Source organism: Enterobacter cloacae complex sp. ECL411 (genome assembly GCF_021869665.1).
Lineage (GTDB): Bacteria > Pseudomonadota > Gammaproteobacteria > Enterobacterales > Enterobacteriaceae > Enterobacter > Enterobacter intestinihominis.
Genome location: NZ_CP091488.1, coordinates 96405 through 117806 on the forward strand (window position 1 = coordinate 96405; position 21402 = coordinate 117806).

Genomic DNA, 21402 nt, shown 5'->3' on the forward strand with positions numbered 1-21402 from the left:
GACAACCGGACTTCAACATGAATACAACATCGTATGCATTATCGCGTGCCGAGCGCGTGTGGCTGCTGTTCAGCATGACGTTGCTGGTATCTGCCGCGTTTTACGGGACGCTGGCCCATCGCGTGGTCAGCGCACTGTCCCGCCCGGAAATGACCCTTTACCTTCAGGACGTGCCGGTGCTGCTGCTCATTTCGCTGAGTGTCGGCTTCTTTTTCACTGCCACAGGGTTGTACATCTGCCGCCTGACCCTGTCCCGGAAACCCCGTGAGGAGATCGCATGATTAAGGCACTGATAACAGCAGGCACTGTCTTTTTTGCCGGTCTGGCTGCGCTGCCGGCGCAGGCTGATGTCAACGGCGACCTGAACGGCTTCTTTGGCAGTCTCGGCTACAGCGGCAACGTCTCCCAGGCTCAGGCCTGGCAGGGACAGGCGGCAGGTTACTTCTCGGGTGGTTCTGTCTATCTGCGAAACCCCGTCAAAAACGTCCAGCTCATCTCCATGCAGTTGCCCTCCCTGAACGCCGGCTGCGGCGGTATCGATGCCTATCTGGGGTCGTTCAGTATGATCAGCGGGGAAGAAATTCAGCGGTTTGTTAAACAAATCATGAGTAACGCCGCCGGCTACGCCTTTGACCTGGCTCTCCAGACGATGGTGCCGGAACTGAAGCAGGCGAAAGATTTTCTGCAAAAGCTGGCCAACGATGTGAACAGTATGAACATGAGTTCGTGTCAGGCGGCACAGGGCATTATCGGCGGGTTGTGGCCGGTCACACAGGTGTCGCAGCAGAAAATCTGTCAGGACATCTCGGGTGAAACCAATATGTTTGCTGACTGGGCCGCGTCCCGTCAGGGCTGTACCGTGGGTGGGCAGAGTGACAAGGTGACAAGCAAGGCCGGTGACGATGAAAAAGACCAGGTGCTGAAAAACAAAAACCTGATCTGGGACACGCTGAGTAAAAACGGCCTGTTGGGCAATGACCGGGCTCTGAAGGAGCTGGTGATGAGCACGGTCGGCTCAATCATCTTCAACAAGGACGGCGACGTCACCATTCTGACGCCGCTGGTCGATAACCGGGATCTGATTAAGGTGCTGATGCGGGGCGGAACAGCGAAGGTGTACGGCTGTGATGAAGCCACACTCTGCCTCACGCCGGTTGTCGTGAACCTGACCATCAGCGAATCCAATGCGCTCGTGACGCTGGTCAAAAACCTGATGCTGTCGATGCAAAACAAACTTGTCGATGACAATGCGCTGTCCGATCAGGAAAAAGGGTTTGTAAACACCACGTCGGTGCCCGTCCTGAAATACCTGACCAACGCACAGAGTATGGGGATGAGCGCGACCTATCTGTTGCAGGTGGCTGACTTCATCGCGCAGGACCTGATGATCCAGTACCTCCAGGAACTGGTTAAACAGGCAAGTCTGTCGCTTGCCGGCAAAAACTTCCCGGAAGAGGCTGCCGCGAAACTGCGCGACAACGTCATACATGCCCAGGGCTTGCTGGCTGACATGAAACTCCAGTCTGCTGCTGACCAGAACGCGCTTGATGGCATCGACCGTAACATGCAGTACCTGCAACAGCAGGTATCCACCATCGTTTCAGGCTCTTATCAGAGCAACTATCACTGGGGTGATCGCTGATGCTTGAGATATACACCATCTATGGCGGGGGGATGTGGAAAACGGCGCTGGACGCCGTTGTCACCCTGTTGGGTATGAACACGTTCAGTACACTGTTACGTATTGCCGGCACCTTTGGGGTGCTGGCCGCCCTGTTTGCCTTTATCAAACAACGTAACCCGATGGTGATGGTGCAGTGGCTGGCTATCTTCATGGTCCTGACGTCTGTCCTGCTGGTTCCAAAACGTTCCGTGCAGATTATCGACCTGTCAGACCCGGCAGCGGTCTGGAAAACCGATAATGTGCCAGTGGGACTGGCGGCCATTGCCTCACTGACCACCAGTATCGGGTACAAGATGGCGTCGACGTATGACATGCTGATGGCCAGACCCGATTCGGTGACCTACAGCAAGAGCGGGATGCTGTTTGGCTCACAGATAGTGGCGGAAACCAGTGACTTCACCACGCAGAACCCGGAGCTGGCCCAGATGTTGCCGGATTACGTGGAGAACTGCGTGATTGGCGACATTTTGCTGAATCACAAATACACCGTGAACCAGCTGCTGAACTCCACTGATCCGCTGGGGCTTATCACCAGTAACCCGAGTCCGCTGCGCGGGATATTCAAAACCACTGATTCGACCCGTCAGTTTCTGACCTGCCAGCAGGCGGCTGCACAGATAAACTCGCTGGCCAATACGGAAGGAAATCCGGCCAGTGCCACCTTTACCATGCTGACCAATAAAATTTTCGGCAACAAGGTAAACGGGGCGACCCTTCTGGCTAACGCGATGGGTGAAAGCTACGGGTATTTCTATGCCGGCGGGATGAGTGCGGCGCAAATCATGAAAAACAACATCACCAACAGCGCGGTCCGGCAGGGGGTGAAAGGGTTTGCGGCACGGTCTTCCGATACGGCGAACCTGCTGAATCTGGCGACCGAGAACGCGGCAACGAAGCAACGTCTCAGCTGGGCCGCCGGTAATGAGCTGGCGACCCGCACACTGCCGTTTGCCCAGTCGCTTCTGATGCTTATCCTGGTGTGTCTGTTCCCGCTGATGATAGCGCTGGCGGCGTCCAACCATAGTCTGTTTGGCCTGAACACGCTTAAGCTGTATGTCTGTGGTTTTATCTATTTCCAGATGTGGCCGATCATGTTTGCCATTCTGAACTATGCCGCAAATTTCTGGTTGCAGACCAAAACCGGTGGCACGGCACTGGTGCTGGCCAATACGGATGTGGTGGCATTGCAGCACTCTGATGTGGCGAACCTGGCCGGATATCTCTCACTGTCAATCCCCTTGCTTTCGTTCTACCTGACGAAAGGGGCAGCGGCGATGGGTTCACAGGTGGCAGGCAGCGTACTCAGTTCGGCCGCCTTCACCTCCGCCGGCGTGTCGGCAACCACGGCAGATGGCAACTGGTCGTTTAACAACATGTCGATGGATAACGTCAATCAGAACAAGATGGACACCAACCTGATGCAGCGTCAGGGCCAGCAGACATGGCAGGCGGATAATGGTTCGACTCAGACCCAGACTGCCGGTGGCCATACGGTAATCGATGGTTCCGGTGCGATGTCAAACCTGCCGGTGAACATGAAACTCAGCCAACTGGCGAGCAGCGGATTCCAGGAGTCGGCGCGGCAGTCGCAGGTACAGGCCCAGACGGCACTCGACGGTTACAACCACAGCGTCACCAGCGGGTGGTCACAGCTTTCGCAACTGTCCCATCAGACCGGTAGCAGCGACAGCATTAGCCAGGGCAGTGAAAACAGCAAGGCGACCAATGCTTCGCGCGGTGCCAGCATGATGATGTCCGCAGCGGAAAACTATGCGAAAGCGAACAACGTCTCAACGCAGGAAGCCTATAACAAGCTGATGGATATCAGTAATCAGGGTTCCCTTTCTGCGGGCGTAAAAACTACGCTTGGTGGTGGCATAAATATTGGTGTGGCTAAATGGGGGGCTGAAGGGAATCTTTCAGCGGATGCACGCCATACAACGGGGAGTTCACGCGGGGTTCAGGATTCAGGCTCACATACCCAGGATATGCGACATGACCAGAACAGCCAGGCGGTTAATGATTTCCGTCAGGGTATGGATATGGTTACCAGCAGTCGGGTAAGCGATGGTTCGAATCATACGGAGAATGCGGCAAACAGTAACGTTCAACAATTTGCCGCTACGCTCAACGATGCTCAAAGTCAGTACCATCAGTACACTACCAGTTCAACGCAGAGTAATGAGTTCAGCCGTATGGCCACGATGGCGCAGAACCAGAGTGCCAGCCTCGATACGAACTACAGTCAGGAGTTCGTTGACTGGGCGGCTAATAAGTATGGTGACAAGGCTCAGTCCATGCTGACCAGTGCGCCGACAGCGCGTGAAGCAGCGATGGAGTTTGTAAACGAACGACTGAAACCTGAAATCAGCGGTGATTATCAGCAGGCGCGCTCAGACCTCGCCAGTGGTACTGAACATGCGGCATTCAGTGGTGAGCATATTGTCCACAGTGGGTCTGGTGGGCAACAGGATTCAGGCTCAGTACGGAATGATGATGGCGTCCGGTACAGCTCAGCAAATAGTGAAACTGAACGTACTGCGGCTATAAGGAGTGGTAGCTCTTCCGGTAATCATCAGGTTACAGAGGAAAGTAGCCTTCCAGCCGGACGAGGCATATCAACCGGTCAGGAGACTACGGGTTCAGTGCATACTGAAAGCGGACAAACCTATCGTGGTGAGCAATCAACGATCGCTGAAAGGCGCGTTGTCAGTCAACCAGGCACTTCTTATCGCGATGAGAACATCCCAGACAGCTCTGTTGAATACACTCGTCAGGATGCAAACCATTCAGGACTGAGCCGTGAACACGAGGCTGTGACGATTCAGAAAACTGGAACAGGGAACAACGCTTCGTCAGCCAGCGGTATTGAACATGGCAGACATTCAGCGGCTGCGGAACACACTGGTTCGGCTGGAACCTCACATCGGACATTCAGTCATTCTGGGCAGGAGCTGGAGTCACAAACGATTCAGCATAGCGGAAGCCGAATGACTGAAACCGGGACCCCTGGCGCCGTGGACGGAAATCGGGTATCGGGTTCGACTATGCAGGATGCATTCGAAGAAAATCAGTCAAAACTGCACGAGCAGTCAGGGCGGAGTTTTGAACCGCAAAATGATATACAGCGCCGGGTTGCGGAACAAAGATCTGAAAATGAGCATAAAATCAACGAATCTGCTGGTGAAATTGGTAAAAAACAATCCACTGTTCAGACATCCAGTGATATCCTGAAAGGAGAGAGTTTAAATGCGAACAGCACTTTCCAAATTCATAGGAAAGAGGCAGAGATCGATCAGCAAATGCCAGTAGTTGATGGTGAAGAAAAAAGAAAACTTGAAGGTCAATTGCTGGAATTAAGGAAAAGAACTGGGTAGGAGGGGGTATGATAAAAGGTAATTTAAGTAAAATTGCTTATTTTCCTGTCTTAATGATCTATGCAGGCTTACCGTTAGTGCATGATGTAATACCCTATCACAGGGTTTATAACAGCGAAGATTGGTTCGCATTGGCTGGTATGTATGTATTAGGTACTTTGATAGCATTTCCGCTTCTTTATCTTCTACGTAAATCTGACAAGAATGGATATGGTAATTCGGTAAATTCAATAATCCCGCGCGTTTTTATTACCGTATTAATGCAGTTAGTATGCCTATATCTCTTATGGAACGAGCCAGCATATCTTTATCTATCAATGGCAGTAATTATGGGGGCGTCCGCAGTGATCTTTGGTTACGGTAAGAAAGGACTTAACCTACTAAGAGATAAAGATACCGGCCATTTATACGAAATTCGTGGGGCTAAAGCATACAGATTGAATGACTTTGATGCTGCCAGGTTCCAATCAATTTCGATGAGTAAGGGCCTTCAGTTCGCTGAATTTTCATCCAGTGATGTTACTGGATTTGATGTAAGTTCATCAGTCCAATCTGTTAACCATTCTTTTAGTAATACAGATTTAATTATAAATCCTACATCAGGAATGCCGATGGTTGGTGGTATCTCTGGTCTGGATGTACACGGAAACAGTTGGGGTACAAACTTCAACGAACCATCAAGCACATATGACCCTAATCGGGGTTACTGAGAAAAAGGGGGCATAAGCCCCCTTTTTAATGCACCAACCAGCATTAACACTTCTGTTTATATAAATATCCATTCAAATCAGCCGATAACATTCCTGTTAGCTGTACCTCGCTAACGGGGATGTATTTCTATGCACAGGATGAACTCATGAAATTAAAACAATTAGCCGTTGTTGGCCTGATCGCTTCTGCACTGGCGCTTTCTGGTTGTGGTGCCATGTCCACCGCAGTGAAAAAGCGTAACCTCGATGTGAAAACACAGATGAGTGAAACCATCTGGCTGGAGCCATCATCAGAGAAAACAGTCTATCTTCAGATCCGTAATACTTCCGACAAGGACATGTCTGGTCTTCAGACGAAGATCACCAGTGAGCTTGCTGCCAAATGAATCGCCACGGATAATCTAGACACTTCCTAGCCGTTGATAATACTGGTTTTCATATTCGGTCGGTGACATCTGATCGCTGGAACCATGCCGACGCTTACTGTTATAAAACATTTCGATGTAATCAAAAATATCGCTGCGGGCTTCTTCCCGCGTTCCGTAGATCTTTTTCTTTATCCGTTCGCGTTTCAACAACTGGAAAAAGCTTTCTGCAACCGCATTATCATGGCAGTTACCGCGACGGCTCATGCTGCCCTCCAGGCCGTGTGATTTCAGGAACGACTGCCACTCATGGCTTGTGTACTGACTGCCCTGATCCGAATGAACCAGCACCTGTTTTTGGGGATTACGGCGCCATACAGCCATCAGCAGTGCGTTCAGGACAATGTCCTTTGTCATCCGGGATTGCATGGACCAGCCGATAATTTTGCGTGAGAACAGATCAACAACCACGGCAAGATACAGCCAGCCTTCGTGGGTCCTGATGTAGGTTATGTCCGTTACCCAACGCTTATCCGGAGCATCCGGATTGAACTGTCGCTGGAGCCTGTTGGGCGACACGATACTGGCCTCGCCTTTACGTGCCCGCGGGCTCCGGTATCCGACCTGAGCCTTTATCCCGACACGTTTCATCAGTCGCCAGACTCTGTTCACTCCGCACTGTTGCCCGCTGTCCCGCAGATCCAGATGGATTTTGCGATAACCATAGACGCATCCCGATTCCAGCCAGAACTGTTTAATCTGTCCTGTCAGTCTCAGGTCTGCCTGATGGCGTTGTGAATGCGGCTGCTGAAGCCAGGCGTAAAAACCACTGGGATGAACATCCAGCACCCGACAGAGCAGGCGAACAGGCCAGCAACAGGTGTTGTCACGGATAAAGGCGTACCTCAGTCGGACAGCTTTGCGAAGTACGCCGCGGCTTTTTTTAATATGTCCCGTTCGTCGGTAACCCGCTTCAGCTCTTTCTGGAGACGGCGGATCTCGGCCTGAGCATCTGACTGTTCTTTATTAGCGGAAGAATCCGGACCGTACTTCTTTATCCAGGCATAAAGGCTGTGGGTGGTGATATCGAGACGTGTTGCAACGCTGGCAACAGAATAACCGCGATCAACAACCTGTTTGACTGCTTCAGTTTTAAACTCTTCGGGATAACGCTTACCGCTCATGGGCACCTCTCTTTAAGCCATCTTAAATGACTCTGAGGTGTCTGTTAAACCCGTGGCGATTCAAAAGGCTACCGCGTGTCCAGCTCTCCGGACACAGCCTACTACTGGATTCAGGCTAACGTGCTGAAAGCCGAGAAAATGGACCTGCGTGAATCGCAGGGATTCCTGAAAACGGGTTATGAAGGTGCGGCAATGGGTGCGGCACTGGGCGCGGGCATTACGGCGTATAACTCGACGTCAGCCGGCGCAACCCTGGGTGTGGGACTGGCCAGTGGCCTGATTGGTATGGCGGCGGATGCGATGGTCGAAGACATCAACTATACGATGGTGACAGACCTGCAAATTTCCGAACACAGCAAGGCAACGGTTACTACAGACAATATCGCGGCTCTGAAGCAGGGAACGTCAGGCGTTAAGGTCCAGACCAGTACCGAGCAGGGTGACCGCGCCAAATACCAGACCCGTGTGGTGTCCAACGCCAACAAGGTGAACCTCAAGTTTGAAGAGGCGCAGCCCGTTCTGGAAGCTCAGCTGGCAAAATCTATTGCCGGGATTATGTAATTTTCAGGGCGGGTTTTCTCGCCCTGACTTCAGGAGTTAAAAATGAAAAAAATAAGCCAGTTCATCATGACAGTAGGGCTGAGTTTTGTGGTTGTAGGATGTTCTTCCCAAAAGAATACAGAAAATCCTGATAAGCAGGTGGCTGAGGAGTGTGTGAATAAAATTGATTCCATCGCAAAAGGGAAATCCGGCACGGTTAATCACCTGGGAATTCGTAAAGAAGACGGGGTGGTTGCCCGCGCTGGCGGAGTGGCGTTAAAAGAAGGTAAGCAAACCTGGCTTCCTTACGTGGAAGCTACCCTTCTTGATAATGGTGTACCGGGCAGCGCATGGCGTAACTGTATGCAGCAGCATGGTGTCGATATCGGCTCCTGACCGTCAGTCAGGTGCGCTGATTGACTGGCGCACCTGAAACCTCCTTCAACTCCCGGTTACCAGAAAATCCACCGCGTTGACGAGAGTATCGCGTAGCTCCGCGCGGTAACTGTGAATGTCTTCTTCGTTCAGTTCATGCAGATAAACGGTCTGGATGAGGTGTGTCATCAGAATGTATTTCTCATCTCCGATAACAACAATCGGATTGATTTTGCTCATGCCCGGGAGTGCTGGTCGCCAGCGTACAAACGGGATGATAACCCGCGTATTCAGGCTTTCCAGTGGTTCTGACTGAGCAATGACAAAATAGGGATAGTCAGGGTTATCCGGTCTGCGAAAAATCGTTCCCTGATTCATTTTATAACCCTCAACCCGTCACTGCTCCGGGGTATGAGATGTTCCTCCACAAAGCGATTACTGGCTTCGATGGCCGTTTTGTTTTCCTCTCTCCACATCGCCTGACGTTTAAGCCGTACGACATCTTCCAGCGCTGAATTAAGCGTGGATGAAAGGTTGATGTTTAATGTCTTCGCTTCTTCAACAAGTGATACATCCAGCGAAATATTAGTGCTCTTCTTGCGTGGGCGCGGAGTGGTATTCATACGCATGTTCTCATGTGCATTAACTATGCGCATAAATATAGCGCATTGCCAGGTGTCTTACGAGCTACAGGGGTGTGTTCTTAACTCTGGCGCGTAAGTGCTCTACGGAAATCCCCAGCAATTTCGCTTCCTCGCATGACTGCGTCTGACGCAGTCATGTCTGCGGCGAGCGCCGGATTCTCAATTATTAACCCCTTACTGTAGTCACATTACCTCTCTGGTGATGGGATGGCTGCCGGACATTACATTTATGAGCTTTGCAGGAAAAAACCTCACCCAGGGCGGGCAGATGACCGCCTATCGCTGGCGAATGTTCATTCAGGTGAACAACTGGATAGGCTTCTGGATCTTCATCCTGTTTGCCGTAGTGACCAGTGCCATCTTTCTCTGGCGTATCCCGCAGGAAGCCCTCGATAACGGCTCTCTGTGGTGGTTTGCCAGCATCAACAGCAGTTTTATCGATCTGATGCCAGCCACGGGCACGCCGAAAATCTATGACGTGCACTACTGGTATGCCCCGACCTCGACGGCAATGGTTCTCAAAATGACCCTGCCGCAGATTTACACCGATCCGTACATGCAGGCTATGGGTGAACAGGTCCTGAATGAACTGGAGTGGGCGGCCGGCGCCAGCGGCATCTTCAGTATGGTGGTGTTTGTGGCCGTGACCTGGTTTATCGCCGATATCGGCCGTAAGGAGAGTGAGGACGAATACATTTCCGGGATGCAGCTGACCGACAAACCCGCTGAGGTCAACAAACTGTTGCGTAAAAACGGCGAGCTGTCCGATCTGCGTGTGGGGGACCTGCACATGGTCAGGATGGCTGAGGTGCTGAACTTCCTGATGCACGGCACTATCGGGGTGGGTAAATCGACCCTCATTCGCTGGCTACTTGATTACATACGCAAACGTGGCGACAGGGCCATTATCTACGATTCTGGCTGTACCTTCACCGAAACCCATTATAACCCGGCTACTGACTTCATTCTTAATGCCCACGATGAGCGCTGTGCCAACTGGCAGATGTGGGGGGAGTGTATCGATGCCGTCGACTACGACAACCTGGCTGCCAGCCTCATTCCTGTGGAAGGCGAGTCCGACCCGTTCTGGGTGTCCAGTTCGCGCACCATTTTCGCTGACCTCGCCATCCGCATGTCAGTTGACCCGGAGAGAAGCATAGAGAAATTCCTCAAAACCCTGCTTTCGCTCAGCATGAAAAGCCTGCGTGGCTATCTGGCCAACACACCGTCAGCCAACCTGGTTGAGGAGAAAATTGAGAAAACGGCCATCTCCATTCGCTCGGTGGTGACCAACTACGCTAAAGCGCTGCGCTACCTGCAAGGGCTGGATGACGGAACGAAACCCCCGTTCACCATTCGTGAGTGGATGACCCAGGCGCGTTACGACAACAGCTGGCTGTTTATCTCCACCCAGGCCCGTCACCGCAAAAGTGTGCGACCGCTGATCTCCCTGTGGGTGTCACTGGCCACGCTGATGTTACAGAGCATGGGGGAGAACAACGAGCGACGTGTGTGGTTCATTATCGACGAAACCCCGAGTCTGCAACGCATCCCGGAGCTGGCCGAAACCCTGGCGGAAGCGCGCAAGTTCGGGGGCTGTTTTGTGCTGGGGATGCAGAACATGGCGCAGCTGGTTCACGTCTACGGTCGTGAGCTGGCCAAAAGTATCTTCGACCTGATGAACACCCGTATGTATGGCCGTTCCCCGAGTGCGGAAATGGCCAAAGTGGTGGAAGAGGAACTGGGTAATCAGCGTAAACGCGAAATCCGCGAGCAGAACAGCTACGGTCTGGATCAGGTTCGTGACGGGGTGTCGCTGGGCAAGGACAAGGTCAACAACCCTGTCGTCGATTATGAACAGATCATGCGGCTGCCGAACCTGAGTTTTTACGTGCGTCTGCCGGGTGAATACCCGGTGGTGCGGCTGAAGCTGAAATACCGGCCATTCAAAAAACGCCATGCTGGTCTGATGGAACGCAACATCCGTGACGCGCTGAGTCCGGAGCTGGAGAAGGTTATCCTGGATAATGAGCGCGCGGCGACTGCGGCCGGGCTGACATTCCCGACCGGTGATGAGCTGATGGAAAAGGGTAGCGACACTGCAACCAAAGCGGTGCCTGCGTCTGAACCGGCGGGTAAACCCCACGATGTACCAGCAAGTACACCCACAGTCACCAGACAGAAACCGGTCCGTGTCGTTCAGGCTGAACAAGAGCAGCTGCCTGAACGGGAGCCTGTGGCGGAGAAGCCGGAGACGCAGAATCACAACACAGTGACAGCACATGTCACAGAAGAGAGAAAAGATAACGTTGTATCGCTGCGCCCCTCCGGACCACTGAAAGAGGCAGTGGTGTTGAATACACCGCCTGCGGCATCCCCCGACACGACAACGTCAGCACCTGCTGCTGACTCTGCCGCTTCACTGCCTGATGCCCTGAAAACCCTGCGTAACCGCCACTCCGTGCCAGAACAACCTGCCGCATCGCCACTGGGCATGTTGCACAGGGCGCGTCAGCGTCCTGCATCGGGTGACAGTGATCAGCAGACAGAGGATAGCGCCGGTGGTGAATCCATGAACCTGGAGATGAAAGTGTCCGTACAGCCTGACGGGGTACTGACCGTGACCACGGCCGGAAAGAGTCTGCCACCTGACGCAGCGGCAGATGAGCACCGGACTAACCGCCAGCTGGCGCAGGAAGAAGAAAACATTTTACTTCACCGTGACGCGGACGACCCGGGTTACGACGAAAACGACCAGCGTTATTACGACAGAGAGCAAGAATTATGATGTCAGTCGCCCCCGTAGCATCAGCCGGCGAGGCCGCCGGTTACTACAGCAATTCCGATAACTACTATTTTCTGGGCAGCCTCCAGAGCCTGTGGATGGGTGAAGGCGCAAAAGAACTGGGCCTTGAGGGCAATGTCCGTGGGGATGACCTGACGGCCGTGCTTGAGGGCCGTCTGCCGGACGGCTCACGGCTTGGCAAGGAGGTTAACGGACAGCACGTCCACCGCCCGGGCCATGACCTGACCTTTTCCGCTCCGAAAAGTGTCTCCATTCTGGCCTTAATCGGCAACGATAAAGCCATGCTGGAAGCACACAACCATGCCGTTCGTGTGGCCGCAGGCTATGTGGAAAAACTCATTTCCGCGCGTGATACCAAAGACGGTGTTACCTCCATTGTGCACACCGGCAAGATGGTGGCCGCCGCCTACACCCATGACACCTCCCGCAACCTTGACCCGCAGCTGCACACCCACCTGCTGATCGCCAACATGACGGAGTCCGGAGGGAAATGGAAAGCGCTGGCCACTGATTACATCCATAACGCCGGTTTTATCGAAACCGTCATGAAACACCAGGTCACGCTCGGCAAAATTTACCGCAGCGCCCTTCGTCAGCAGGTTGAATCGCTCGGTCATGAAGTGGAAGAAACGGGTAAAAACGGACTCTGGGAGATTAAGGGTATCCCGGAGGAGGTCCGGGAAGAATACTCCTCCCGTGGCCGGGAAATTCAGGGGGCAGTGGGGGCAGAGGCCACACTGCGCAGCCGGGATGTGGCCGCGAAAGACACGCGCCGCGCAAAGGTCGATCCGTCCCGCCTGCGGCTGATGGAGCGCTGGCTCGGGCAAATGAAGGAAAAAGGCTTTGACCTGAAGGCCTATCAGGAGAGTGTGGAGCCGCGCGATGCCGGGCAGCGCGATACGCCTCCACAGCCGGAACGGGTATCGCCAGCCATGCCTGTACGGGATGAGCCGGAAGCAGGAACACAACCCGAAAAGGCCTCCCGGACAGAGAAAAGCCCGCAGGTGGACGCCGCACCGGCGGTGCGGGATACCCCGGCGCGCCAGCCAGAACCACAACAGCCTGACAGCGTGAGTCAGTCATCCCCCTCGCTCACTCAAAATCTTTCACCCGGCAGGACGTCTCCGCCGGTGTTGTCGGTGCCCGCTGAGGTCCCGCTGCCGGACGTGGCAGACGCGGTAAGGATGGCCATCTCACAACTGAGTGACAGCAAGACCCGCTTCACCTTCGGGGAACTGATGCTGACCACTGCTGAACTGAGTGAGCAGCTGCCGGCTATCCAGGCCATTCGTGACGCCATCGATGCCTCGCTGAAAGACGGCATGATTGTGCCGCTGGACAGTGAGAAAGGGGTGTTCACCTCCCGTATACACCTGCTGGATGAGTTGTCCATTCAGGCGCTCAGCCAGGAGCACCTCAAATCCACGAAAGTCGTCAGCTTCACCCGGCCTGAGCAGTACGCCCCGCCGGCTCTGGACGTGGTGGAAAAGGATTCTCTGGTTCTGATGAACGCGCCGTCCGGGGTTGCCGGCATTCGTGACCTGACCGCGCAGCTGACCGGGATTTCCACCGCGCTCGGGCGCGATGTGCAGGTGCTGGCCAGCTCTGCGGAGCGTGCCATTTCGCTCGCCAGAACCGATGATCTGCGCGAGCGTATTATCAGTCGCCAGCATGTCCTGAGCGGCGATTTTCATCTTAAACCGCAGAGCACCCTGATTATTGAAGGGGCCGAGCGTCTGGGGCTGAAAGAAACGCTGGTCCTGCTCGGCGAAGCCCGTGCGCAGGATGCACAGCTGGTCTTCCTCGACAGCGCGGGACGTCAGGCGAACGGCAACGCCATGTCGGTGCTGGAGTCCGCCGGGGTATCCCGTTCCCGCCGCACGGAGCCTGCGCCAGGGCTGGAGGCGGAGGTTATCAGCATCCCGGTCAAACGTGATCGCTATGAGGCGCTGGCCAGCCGCTTTGCCGAGCTGAGCGGCGGCAGTGAAAATGTCACCGCTGTCGTGGTCGGCAAACGGGAACAGGCGCAACTGACCGGACTGGTACGTGATGCGTTACAGAATGCCGGCCAGCTGGGACGGGATGGGGTGGATATCGAGGCGCGTCAACCGGTCTGGCTGGACAGTAAAACCCGCAGGATGACCGGCTCATACCGCGCAGGTATGGTGCTTGAGGATCGCAGTGATGCAAAAGAGCGTAAGTCGTATGTGATTGACCGGGTGCATGAAGACACGCGGGTGCTTTCTCTTATTGACGGCGATGGCGTGCTGACCCGGATGAAAATCGGGGATGTCAGCGCTGACTGGCGTCTGTTCAACCGCGAAACCCTGAATGTGGCCACTGGTGAGAAACTGCTGGCCGTGGCGGGCGACCGCGAACACAGCCTGAAGGCAAAGGACCGCCTGGAGGTCACCGGTATCAGCGAAAAAGGTATAGAAGTCAGGCGCGGGGACTCCACCCTGACGCTTCCCGTGGACCAGCCACTTTACCTCGCTCACGCTTATGTCACTGCGCCAGGCGGACGGGATAACGATACCGGCGTCGTTCTCGCGGCGCTGAACAGCCGGGATATCTCGACGCAGACCATGAACTCACTGGCACAGAGTGGCCATCGCGCGGAAGTGTTTACTGCTGAGGTACAGGACCGGGCAGAAGCGCGGCTTCAGCGTATGAAAACCAGCACCTCACCTGTGCAGCTGGTCCGCAGTCTGAGTGGCCGTGAGGATGTCAGCGAAGCCGTTGGCTCCCTGCACGACAATGTCAGAACGGAAGCCGGACTGGCGGTATGGCGTGCCATTAACGACCAGCGCGATGTGGTGTTCAGCGAACTGAAGCTGGCAACCCAGGCTGAGAAATATCACCCGGATCTCGATTCCGTGGGGCATGAGATTGGCGCGATGATTAAAACGGGGGAGCTGCTTCAGGTATCGGCCGGGGGCGAACCCATGCTGGTTGCCCGCGCGACCTGGGAGATGGAAAAGGCCATTCTGCGCGTGGTGAGCGAGGGGAAAAACACGCAGCAGCCGCTGCTGGAACAGGTCCCTGACGCGGTGCTGAACGGTCTGACCGGCGGCCAGAAAGCGGCCACAACCCTTGTTCTGGGAACCACTGACCGGTTTATCGGGATTCAGGGATACGCGGGGGTGGGGAAAACCACGCAAATGAAGGCCGTGAAGGGGGCGCTGGAGACGCTGCCCTCTGATGTGCGACCCGAACTGACGGGGCTTGCCCCGACGCACCAGGCCGTAAAAGAGATGAATGATGTGGGTGTCCGGGCACAGACCATAAAATCCTTTATCGTGGAGCATGATCAGGCAACGGCTGCGGGTGAGAAACCCGACTACAGAGGACAGCTGTTTCTTATTGATGAGTCCTCGATGGCAGGTAACCAGGACACGGCGGCCCTGTTCCAGGCGATAGCGAACGGCGGTGGCCGGGCGGTATCAATGGGAGACATCGACCAGTTCGAATCTGTGGATGTGGGTGCGCCCTTTAAGCTGATGCAGGAGCGCAGTCCGATGGACGTGGCCATCATGAAACAGATTGTCCGCCAGAAGGATGTGCAGCTGCGTGGTGCCGTCCACGACATCATTGATAACCGGATCGATGCCGCCCTGACGCGTATTGAGGCGCAGCCGGCTGACCGCGTGGCCAGAACGGAAGGAGCAACGCTGCCTGCCAGCCCCTTTCAGGAAACGGAAACGCCAGTGGCCGATATTGTGGCGGACTGGATTGGCCGCACGCCAGCTGCCCGGGCACAGACGCTTATCATCACCCAGCTGAACGCCGACCGTCAGGCCGTAAATGCTGGTATCCATTCACAGATGGCCAGCCGGGGTGAACTGGGTGAGCAGGCCATCACCGTTCCGGTGCTGAACAAAATCACCCATACCCGTCATGAGTTTAACAAGACAGCGGCATGGCAGACCGGCATGGTGGTGAAACGCGGCGACCGCTACCAGGATGTGGTGGCCGTTGACCGCAACGGCAACACGGTCACTGTCCGTGACGAAGAGGGCAAAATCGGGCTGTATTCGCCAAAACAACTCATTACGGGCGATGTGCAGCTGTTCAGCCGCAGCGAGATGGAGGTCCGCGCCGGCGACCTGCTGAAATACACGGCGACCGACAAGGAGCTGGGTCAGATGGCCAATCAGCGCTACACGGTGGAATCGGTCAGTGAGACGGGCCATATCCGTCTCAGGGGCGATAACGGGCGCGTCACCATCAACCCGCAGAATGTCCGGGCGCAGCAGCATATCGACTACGGCTGGGCAGTCACCGGCTATGGGGCACAGGGGGCGAGCACCGATTACGTCATCGCACTTGAGGGGACAGAAGAGGGGCGTAAGGCGCTGGCCACCCGCCGCGCGTTCTATATCTCCACTTCACGTGTGAAGGAGCACGTCCAGATTTACACCGACGGAAAAGAGAAGTGGGTTAAGGCGGTCAAATCACCAGATCGCGATATCAAAACGGCCCACGATGCGCTGGCACCCGAAACGCAGCGTAAGCAGGCAAAAGCCATCTGGGCAATGGGGCAGCCGGTCAGTAAAACTGTAATTGGACGAGCCTGGGTGCGGCATCAGGGGATGCAGGAGGCGTCCCTGACGGCGAAAGTTATCCCGGCAACCCGGCGATTCCCGGAGCCGGCACTGGCGCTGCCGGTGTATGACAACAATGGCAAAAGTGCCGGTCTTGCCCTGGTTTCTCTGGTTCCCGGTCCGGAAGGTCGTATGACGCAGGGCGACACCCGCATGATAGCCACAGAACAGGCCCGGGGGGCCGTGTTACAGCGAAGCCAGTCCGGAAACACGATTGTGGTCAGTGACCTGACTGCCGCGCTCGATGCTGTCCGCAACCATCCAAAGGACGGTGTGGTCTGGCAGACCGGAGATGAAGCGCCGTCCTCATGGCTGCTCAGGGTCAGCGGTGGTGTTCCGCAGGATACCACTTCAGAAAGCAAACTGATCCGTGACCAGGAGGAAACAACGCAGCTGGCAGAGAAAGAACTGCTCAGTAAGGCCGCCAGACTCGACAGTGAGGTGAAAGAGATGCCGGAACGTATTGTTCTGCCAGCTGAGGAGGCGCTTCGCCTCACACCGGAGATGCTGTCTGTTGAGGAACGAAATGAACCGGATGTCCCTGACAGAAGCTTGCTAAGGAGGGTCGTCAGTGCCGACAGCATCAGCAAAGATGAAACAGACCGTCAGGCCAGGGCTGACAATGAACCACTGCTCGGGAAGACTGCGACAGAACGGGCTGAGGCAAATCGTATTGTGAATGAACTGGCCAACAGTGAGCGGGATATTATTCGCCAGCCGGATATCGGCGAACGTGGGCGTATGCCGGAACATGACGAACAGACCCTCAGTCGTACCATTCAGAAAGAACGTTAATCCCCCTTTAAACATGAGAGTTCAGCAATGAAAGCAAACACAATAGCGGCATTAATAGTTACAACATACATTGGCTTTGGTTTTACTGCCCACGCCTCAGCTCCTCAGCCGGTATTCAGCCCGGAGCAGGAAGCCCGAATCGGCGAAATTGCCGCAGACTACCTGGTGGCACACCCGGAAATCCTGGTCACGGTCAGCAGTAAGCTGCTGGAGCAGCAGCAGGCGCGTAAGCAAAACATGTTTGCACTCAGCGTGATGGATAATCAGACCGCTCTGTTGCAGGACCCTGATACCCCGTCCTTCGGCCCGGAAAAGGCGAAAGTGGCAGTAATCGAGTTTTTTGATTACCAGTGCGTGTTCTGCAACCGCTTCGCGCCGGAGCTGGAAAAAGTCATGAAAGCACAGCCGGACGTCCGCTATGTCTTTAAGGAGTGGCCTATCTTTGGCAGCCGCTGGCCAGAATCTCTTCAGGCCGCACAGCAGGGGCTGTCTGTCTGGAAACAGAAAGGGGCACAGGCGTATGTGACCTATCATAACGCCCTTTACGCCACTGGGCACAACGAGGGCGCCCTGACAGAGAGCGACATCAGGGCGGCGGCGTCAAAAGCCGGACTGGCAACACCAACGCATGACGATAATACCGCATCCCTTGAGAAAAACAGCAGCCTGGCTGAATCGCTGGGCCTCACCGGAACACCCGGAATTATCGTTATGCCGGTCAGTGGTGCCACACCCGACACCATTACTGTTTTCCCGGAAGCCGTAACCGCTGACAGACTGCAGGCCGCCATCCGTAAAGCTGCAGCCGCGAAGTAAATACCCGGAAGAAGACATTCTCCCGCCAGAGGATGTCATTCTGCTTCTGGGGGTCGTCTCAGAATTCGGAAAATAAAGCACGCTAAGGCGTAGTCACCCCGTGACTCCCCCGCGCCGATGCAGCGAGCTTCGTTCCGTCTTGCAGTGACGCAATCAGCGGGCAGGAAACGTTCCCTTTCCGCGCATGGCAGGCGCACACCAGTTCAGACAGCACGGCCTCCATGCGTGCCAAGTCGGCCATCTTCTCGCGCACATCCTTGAGCTTGTGCTCGGCCAGGCCGCTGGCTTCCTCGCAATGGGTGCCATCCTCCAGCCGCAGTAGCTCGGCGATTTCGTCCAGGCTAAAGCCCAGCCGCTGGGCCGATTTCACGAACCGCACTCGTGTTACATCCGCCTCGCCATAGCGGCGAATGCTGCCATAGGGCTTGTCTGGCTCCGGCAGCAGGCCCTTGCGCTGGTAGAACCGGATGGTCTCCACATTGACCCCGGCCGCCTTGGCAAAAACGCCAATGGTCAGATTCTCAAAATTAATTTGCATATCGCTTGACTCCGTACATAACTACGGAAGTAAGCTTAAGCTATCCAAACCAAATTTGAAAGGACAAGCGTATGTCTGAACCACAAAAGTCTGAACCACAAAAGTCTGAACCACAAAAGTCTGAACCACAAAAGTCTGAACCACAAAACGGGCGCGGCGCGCTCTTCGCCGGTGGGCTGGCCGCCATTCTTGCGTCGGCCTGCTGCCTGGGGCCGCTGGTTTTGATCGCCTTGGGGTTCAGCGGGGCATGGATCGGCAACCTGACGGTGCTGGAACCCTATCGCCCGATCTTCATCGGCGCAGCGCTGGTCGCGCTGTTTTTCGCCTGGCGGCGCATCTACCGCCCGGCGCAAGCCTGCAAACCGGGTGAGGTCTGCGCGATTCCCCAAGTGCGAGCTACTTACAAGCTCATTTTCTGGATCGTGGCCGCGCTGGTCCTGGTCGCGCTCGGATTTCCCTACGTCATGCCATTTTTCTATTAATCACAGGAGTTCATCATGAAAAAACTGTTTGCCGCCCTCGCCCTCGCTGCCGTTGTTGCCCCCGTGTGGGCCGCCACCCAGACCGTCACGCTGTCCGTGCCTGGCATGACCTGCGCCTCTTGCCCGATCACTGTCAAGCACGCGCTTTCCAAGGTTGAGGGCGTGAGCAAGACCGACGTAAGTTTCGACAAGCGCCAGGCCGTCGTCACCTTCGACGATGCCAAGACCAACGTCCAGAAGTTGACCAAGGCGACCGAGGACGCGGGCTATCCGTCCAGCCTCAAACGCTGATCCGTTAACCGAACTCGGGAGCGACACATGGGACTCATCACGCGCATCGCTGGCAAAACCGGCGCGCTCGGCAGCGTCGTTTCCGCGATGGGCTGCGCCGCCTGTTTTCCTGCCATCGCCAGCTTTGGCGCGGCCATCGGACTGGGCTTCTTGAGCCAGTACGAGGGGCTATTCATTGGCATCCTGCTGCCGATGTTCGCCGGCATCGCGTTACTCGCCAATGCTATCGCTTGGCTCAATCATCGACAGTGGCGACGCACGGCGCTCGGCACGATAGGCCCGATCTTGGTGCTGGCAGCGGTGTTTTTAATGCGGGCTTACGGCTGGCAGAGCGGTGGACTGCTCTATGTCGGCCTGGCCTTGATGGTTGGGGTGTCGGTCTGGGATTTCATCTCGCCAGCACATCGCCGCTGCGGGCCGGACAGCTGTGAATTGCCAGAACAACGTGGCTGACGGCAACAGCCGTAGCCACCACAGAAAAGGAAAAATACATGACCACCCTGAAAATCACCGGGATGACCTGCGACTCGTGCGCGGCTCACGTCAAGGAAGCCTTGGAGAAAGTGCCCGGCGTGCAATCGGCGCTGGTGTCCTATCCGAAGGGCACAGCGCAACTCGCCATTGAGGCGGGCACGTCATCGGATGCGCTGACTACCGCCGTGGCCGGACTGGGCTACGAGGCAACGCTTGCCGATGCGCCACCGACGGACAACCGCGCCGGCCTGCTCGACAAGATGCGCGGCTGGATAGGGGCCGCTGATAAGCCCAGTGGCAACGAACGCCCGTTGCAGGTCGTCGTCATTGGTAGCGGTGGAGCCGCGATGGCGGCAGCACTGAAGGCCGTCGAGCAAGGCGCGCAGGTCACGCTGATTGAGCGCGGCACCATCGGCGGCACCTGCGTCAACGTCGGTTGTGTGCCGTCCAAGATCATGATCCGCGCCGCCCACATCGCCCATCTGCGCCGGGAAAGCCCATTCGACGGCGGCATGCCACCCACACCGCCGACGATCTTGCGCGAGCGGCTGCTGGCCCAGCAGCAGGCCCGTGTCGAAGAACTCCGTCATGCCAAGTACGAAGGCATCCTGGACGGCAATTCAGCCATCACCGTTCTGCACGGTGAAGCGCGTTTCAAGGACGACCAGAGCCTTATCGTTAGTTTGAACGAGGGTGGCGAGCGCGTCGTGATGTTCGACCGCTGCCTGGTCGCCACGGGTGCCAGCCCGGCGGTCCCGCCGATTCCGGGCTTGAAAGAGTCACCCTACTGGACTTCCACCGAGGCCCTGGCGAGCGACACCATTCCCGAACGCCTTGCCGTAATCGGCTCGTCGGTGGTGGCGCTGGAGCTGGCGCAAGCCTTTGCCCGGCTGGGCAGCAAGGTCACGGCCCTGGCGCGCAATACCTTGTTCTTCCGTGAAGACCCGGCCATCGGCGAGGCGGTGACAGCCGCTTTCCGTGCCGAGGGCATCGAGGTGCTGGAGCACACGCAAGCCAGCCAGGTCGCCCATATGGACGGTGAATTCGTGCTGACCACCACGCACGGTGAATTGCGCGCCGACAAGCTGCTGGTCGCCACCGGCCGGACACCGAACACGCGCAGCCTGGCATTGGAAGCGGCGGGGGTAGCCGTCAATGCGCAGGGGGCCATCGTCATCGACAAGGGCATGCGCACCAGTAGCCCGAACATCTACGCGGCCGGCGACTGCACCGACCAGCCGCAGTTCGTCTATGTGGCGGCAGCGGCCGGCACTCGTGCGGCGATCAACATGACTGGCGGCGATGCGGCCCTGGACCTGACCGCAATGCCGGCCGTGGTGTTCACCGACCCGCAGGTCGCCACCGTGGGCTACAGCGAGGCGGAAGCACATCACGACGGGATCGAGACCGACAGTCGCCTGCTAACACTGGATAACGTGCCGCGTGCGCTTGCCAACTTCGACACACGCGGCTTCATCAAGCTGGTCATCGAGGAAGGTAGCGGACGGCTCATCGGCGTGCAAGCGGTGGCCCCGGAAGCGGGTGAACTGATCCAGACGGCGGTGCTCGCCATTCGCAACCGTATGACCGTGCAGGAACTGGCCGACCAATTGTTCCCCTACCTGACCATGGTCGAAGGGCTGAAGCTCGCGGCGCAGACCTTCAGCAAGGACGTGAAGCAGCTTTCGTGCTGCGCCGGATGAGGAAAAGGAGGTGT

17 protein-coding genes and 2 pseudogenes are annotated in these 21402 nt (G+C 56.1%); 14 read left to right on the forward strand and 5 right to left on the reverse strand.

Annotation, left to right across the window (positions count from 1 at the left end; all coding sequences use genetic code 11):
* The first annotated feature begins 17 nt into the window (after nucleotides 1-17).
* From L3069_RS25135 to traT (L3069_RS25155), 5 genes and pseudogenes are all read left to right on the forward strand, one after another.
* Nucleotides 18-281, forward strand: coding sequence for a hypothetical protein (locus tag L3069_RS25135; RefSeq protein WP_032656071.1), 264 nt, complete (start codon nucleotides 18-20; stop codon nucleotides 279-281).
* Nucleotides 278-1642 (forward strand): conjugal transfer pilus assembly protein TraH, encoded by a 1365-nt coding sequence (gene traH, locus L3069_RS25140; protein WP_200928197.1) that lies wholly within the window; start codon nucleotides 278-280, stop codon nucleotides 1640-1642. The genes L3069_RS25135 and traH overlap by 4 nt, the downstream gene beginning before the upstream one ends.
* Nucleotides 1642-5061: a conjugal transfer mating-pair stabilization protein TraG gene (gene traG / locus L3069_RS25145; protein WP_236901928.1), complete on the forward strand. Its 3420-nt coding sequence runs from the start codon at nucleotides 1642-1644 to the stop codon at nucleotides 5059-5061. The genes traH and traG overlap by 1 nt, the downstream gene beginning before the upstream one ends.
* Nucleotides 5062-5069: 8 nt before the next feature.
* Nucleotides 5070-5771: a hypothetical protein gene (locus L3069_RS25150; RefSeq protein WP_088545068.1), complete on the forward strand. Its 702-nt coding sequence runs from the start codon at nucleotides 5070-5072 to the stop codon at nucleotides 5769-5771.
* Nucleotides 5772-5917: 146 nt separating this feature from the next.
* Nucleotides 5918-6154: pseudogene (gene traT / locus L3069_RS25155) on the forward strand (complement resistance protein TraT); the annotation flags it as partial.
* An 18-nt stretch (nucleotides 6155-6172) separates the two neighbouring features.
* Here the strand turns inward: traT (L3069_RS25155) and L3069_RS25160 are convergent.
* Nucleotides 6173-7320, reverse strand: a protein-coding gene (locus L3069_RS25160) for an IS3 family transposase (RefSeq protein WP_087794475.1) whose coding sequence is annotated in 2 segments (ribosomal slippage) — nucleotides 6173-7083 and nucleotides 7083-7320 — 1149 coding nt in all. Because the reading frame shifts where the segments join, the coding sequence is not laid out codon by codon here.
* Nucleotides 7321-7380: 60 nt separating this feature from the next.
* On the opposite strand from L3069_RS25160, the pseudogene traT (L3069_RS25165) reads away from it, so the two are divergent.
* Both traT (L3069_RS25165) and L3069_RS25170 read left to right on the forward strand, forming a co-directional pair.
* A pseudogene (gene traT / locus L3069_RS25165) lies at nucleotides 7381-7881 on the forward strand (complement resistance protein TraT); the annotation flags it as partial.
* Nucleotides 7882-7923: 42 nt separating this feature from the next.
* The gene (locus tag L3069_RS25170; protein WP_236901929.1) at nucleotides 7924-8256 is read left to right on the forward strand and encodes a hypothetical protein; all 333 of its coding nucleotides are present in this window, start codon (nucleotides 7924-7926) and stop codon (nucleotides 8254-8256) included.
* A 45-nt stretch (nucleotides 8257-8301) separates the two neighbouring features.
* On the opposite strand, the gene L3069_RS25175 is transcribed toward L3069_RS25170, so the two are convergent.
* Both L3069_RS25175 and L3069_RS25180 read right to left on the reverse strand, forming a co-directional pair.
* Entirely contained in the window at nucleotides 8302-8613 is a 312-nt protein-coding gene (locus tag L3069_RS25175; protein ID WP_088545065.1) for a CcdB family protein, read from the reverse strand.
* Nucleotides 8610-8858, reverse strand: a complete 249-nt coding sequence (locus tag L3069_RS25180) for a type II toxin-antitoxin system CcdA family antitoxin (RefSeq protein ID WP_088545064.1) — start codon at nucleotides 8856-8858, stop codon at nucleotides 8610-8612. The genes L3069_RS25175 and L3069_RS25180 overlap by 4 nt, the downstream gene beginning before the upstream one ends.
* 250 nt (nucleotides 8859-9108) lie before the next feature.
* Here L3069_RS25180 and traD point away from each other — a divergent pair, with 250 nt between their 5' ends.
* The 3 genes from traD to L3069_RS25195 are packed head-to-tail and all read left to right on the forward strand — an operon-like array spanning nucleotide 9109 to nucleotide 17900.
* Entirely contained in the window at nucleotides 9109-11667 is a 2559-nt protein-coding gene (gene traD, locus L3069_RS25185; RefSeq protein ID WP_236901930.1) for a type IV conjugative transfer system coupling protein TraD, read from the forward strand.
* Complete coding sequence (traI, locus tag L3069_RS25190; protein WP_236901931.1) at nucleotides 11664-17084, forward strand: conjugative transfer relaxase/helicase TraI; 5421 nt, start codon at nucleotides 11664-11666, stop codon at nucleotides 17082-17084. Before traD ends, traI begins: the two co-directional genes overlap by 4 nt.
* 27 nt (nucleotides 17085-17111) lie before the next feature.
* Nucleotides 17112-17900 carry a DsbA family protein gene (locus tag L3069_RS25195; RefSeq protein ID WP_236901932.1) on the forward strand — a complete coding sequence of 263 codons (789 nt, stop codon included), beginning with the start codon at nucleotides 17112-17114 and terminating at the stop codon, nucleotides 17898-17900.
* Between the two features lie 82 nt (nucleotides 17901-17982).
* Here the strand turns inward: L3069_RS25195 and merR are convergent, their stop codons facing one another.
* Both merR and L3069_RS27495 read right to left on the reverse strand, forming a co-directional pair.
* A complete protein-coding gene (merR, locus tag L3069_RS25200) occupies nucleotides 17983-18438 on the reverse strand; it encodes an Hg(II)-responsive transcriptional regulator (RefSeq protein WP_001166628.1) in 456 nt (151 codons plus the stop codon).
* A 40-nt stretch (nucleotides 18439-18478) separates the two neighbouring features.
* Nucleotides 18479-18625, reverse strand: coding sequence for a pentapeptide repeat-containing protein (locus L3069_RS27495; protein ID WP_371131454.1), 147 nt, complete (start codon nucleotides 18623-18625; stop codon nucleotides 18479-18481).
* Here L3069_RS27495 and merT point away from each other — a divergent pair.
* The 4 genes from merT to merA are packed head-to-tail and all read left to right on the forward strand — an operon-like array spanning nucleotide 18624 to nucleotide 21388.
* Nucleotides 18624-18920, forward strand: a complete 297-nt coding sequence (merT, locus tag L3069_RS25205; protein ID WP_371825704.1) for a mercuric ion transporter MerT — start codon at nucleotides 18624-18626, stop codon at nucleotides 18918-18920. The two genes, L3069_RS27495 and merT, sit on opposite strands and share 2 nt — an antisense overlap.
* A 15-nt stretch (nucleotides 18921-18935) precedes the next feature.
* Nucleotides 18936-19211 (forward strand): mercury resistance system periplasmic binding protein MerP, encoded by a 276-nt coding sequence (gene merP / locus L3069_RS25210; protein WP_000732275.1) that lies wholly within the window; start codon nucleotides 18936-18938, stop codon nucleotides 19209-19211.
* Between the two features lie 27 nt (nucleotides 19212-19238).
* Entirely contained in the window at nucleotides 19239-19664 is a 426-nt protein-coding gene (merC, locus tag L3069_RS25215) for an organomercurial transporter MerC (protein ID WP_000522996.1), read from the forward strand.
* A gap of 38 nt (nucleotides 19665-19702) precedes the next feature.
* On the forward strand, nucleotides 19703-21388 hold the full coding sequence (gene merA / locus L3069_RS25220) for a mercury(II) reductase (RefSeq protein ID WP_000209296.1): 1686 nt from the start codon (nucleotides 19703-19705) through the stop codon (nucleotides 21386-21388).
* Nucleotides 21389-21402: the final 14 nt, after the last annotated feature.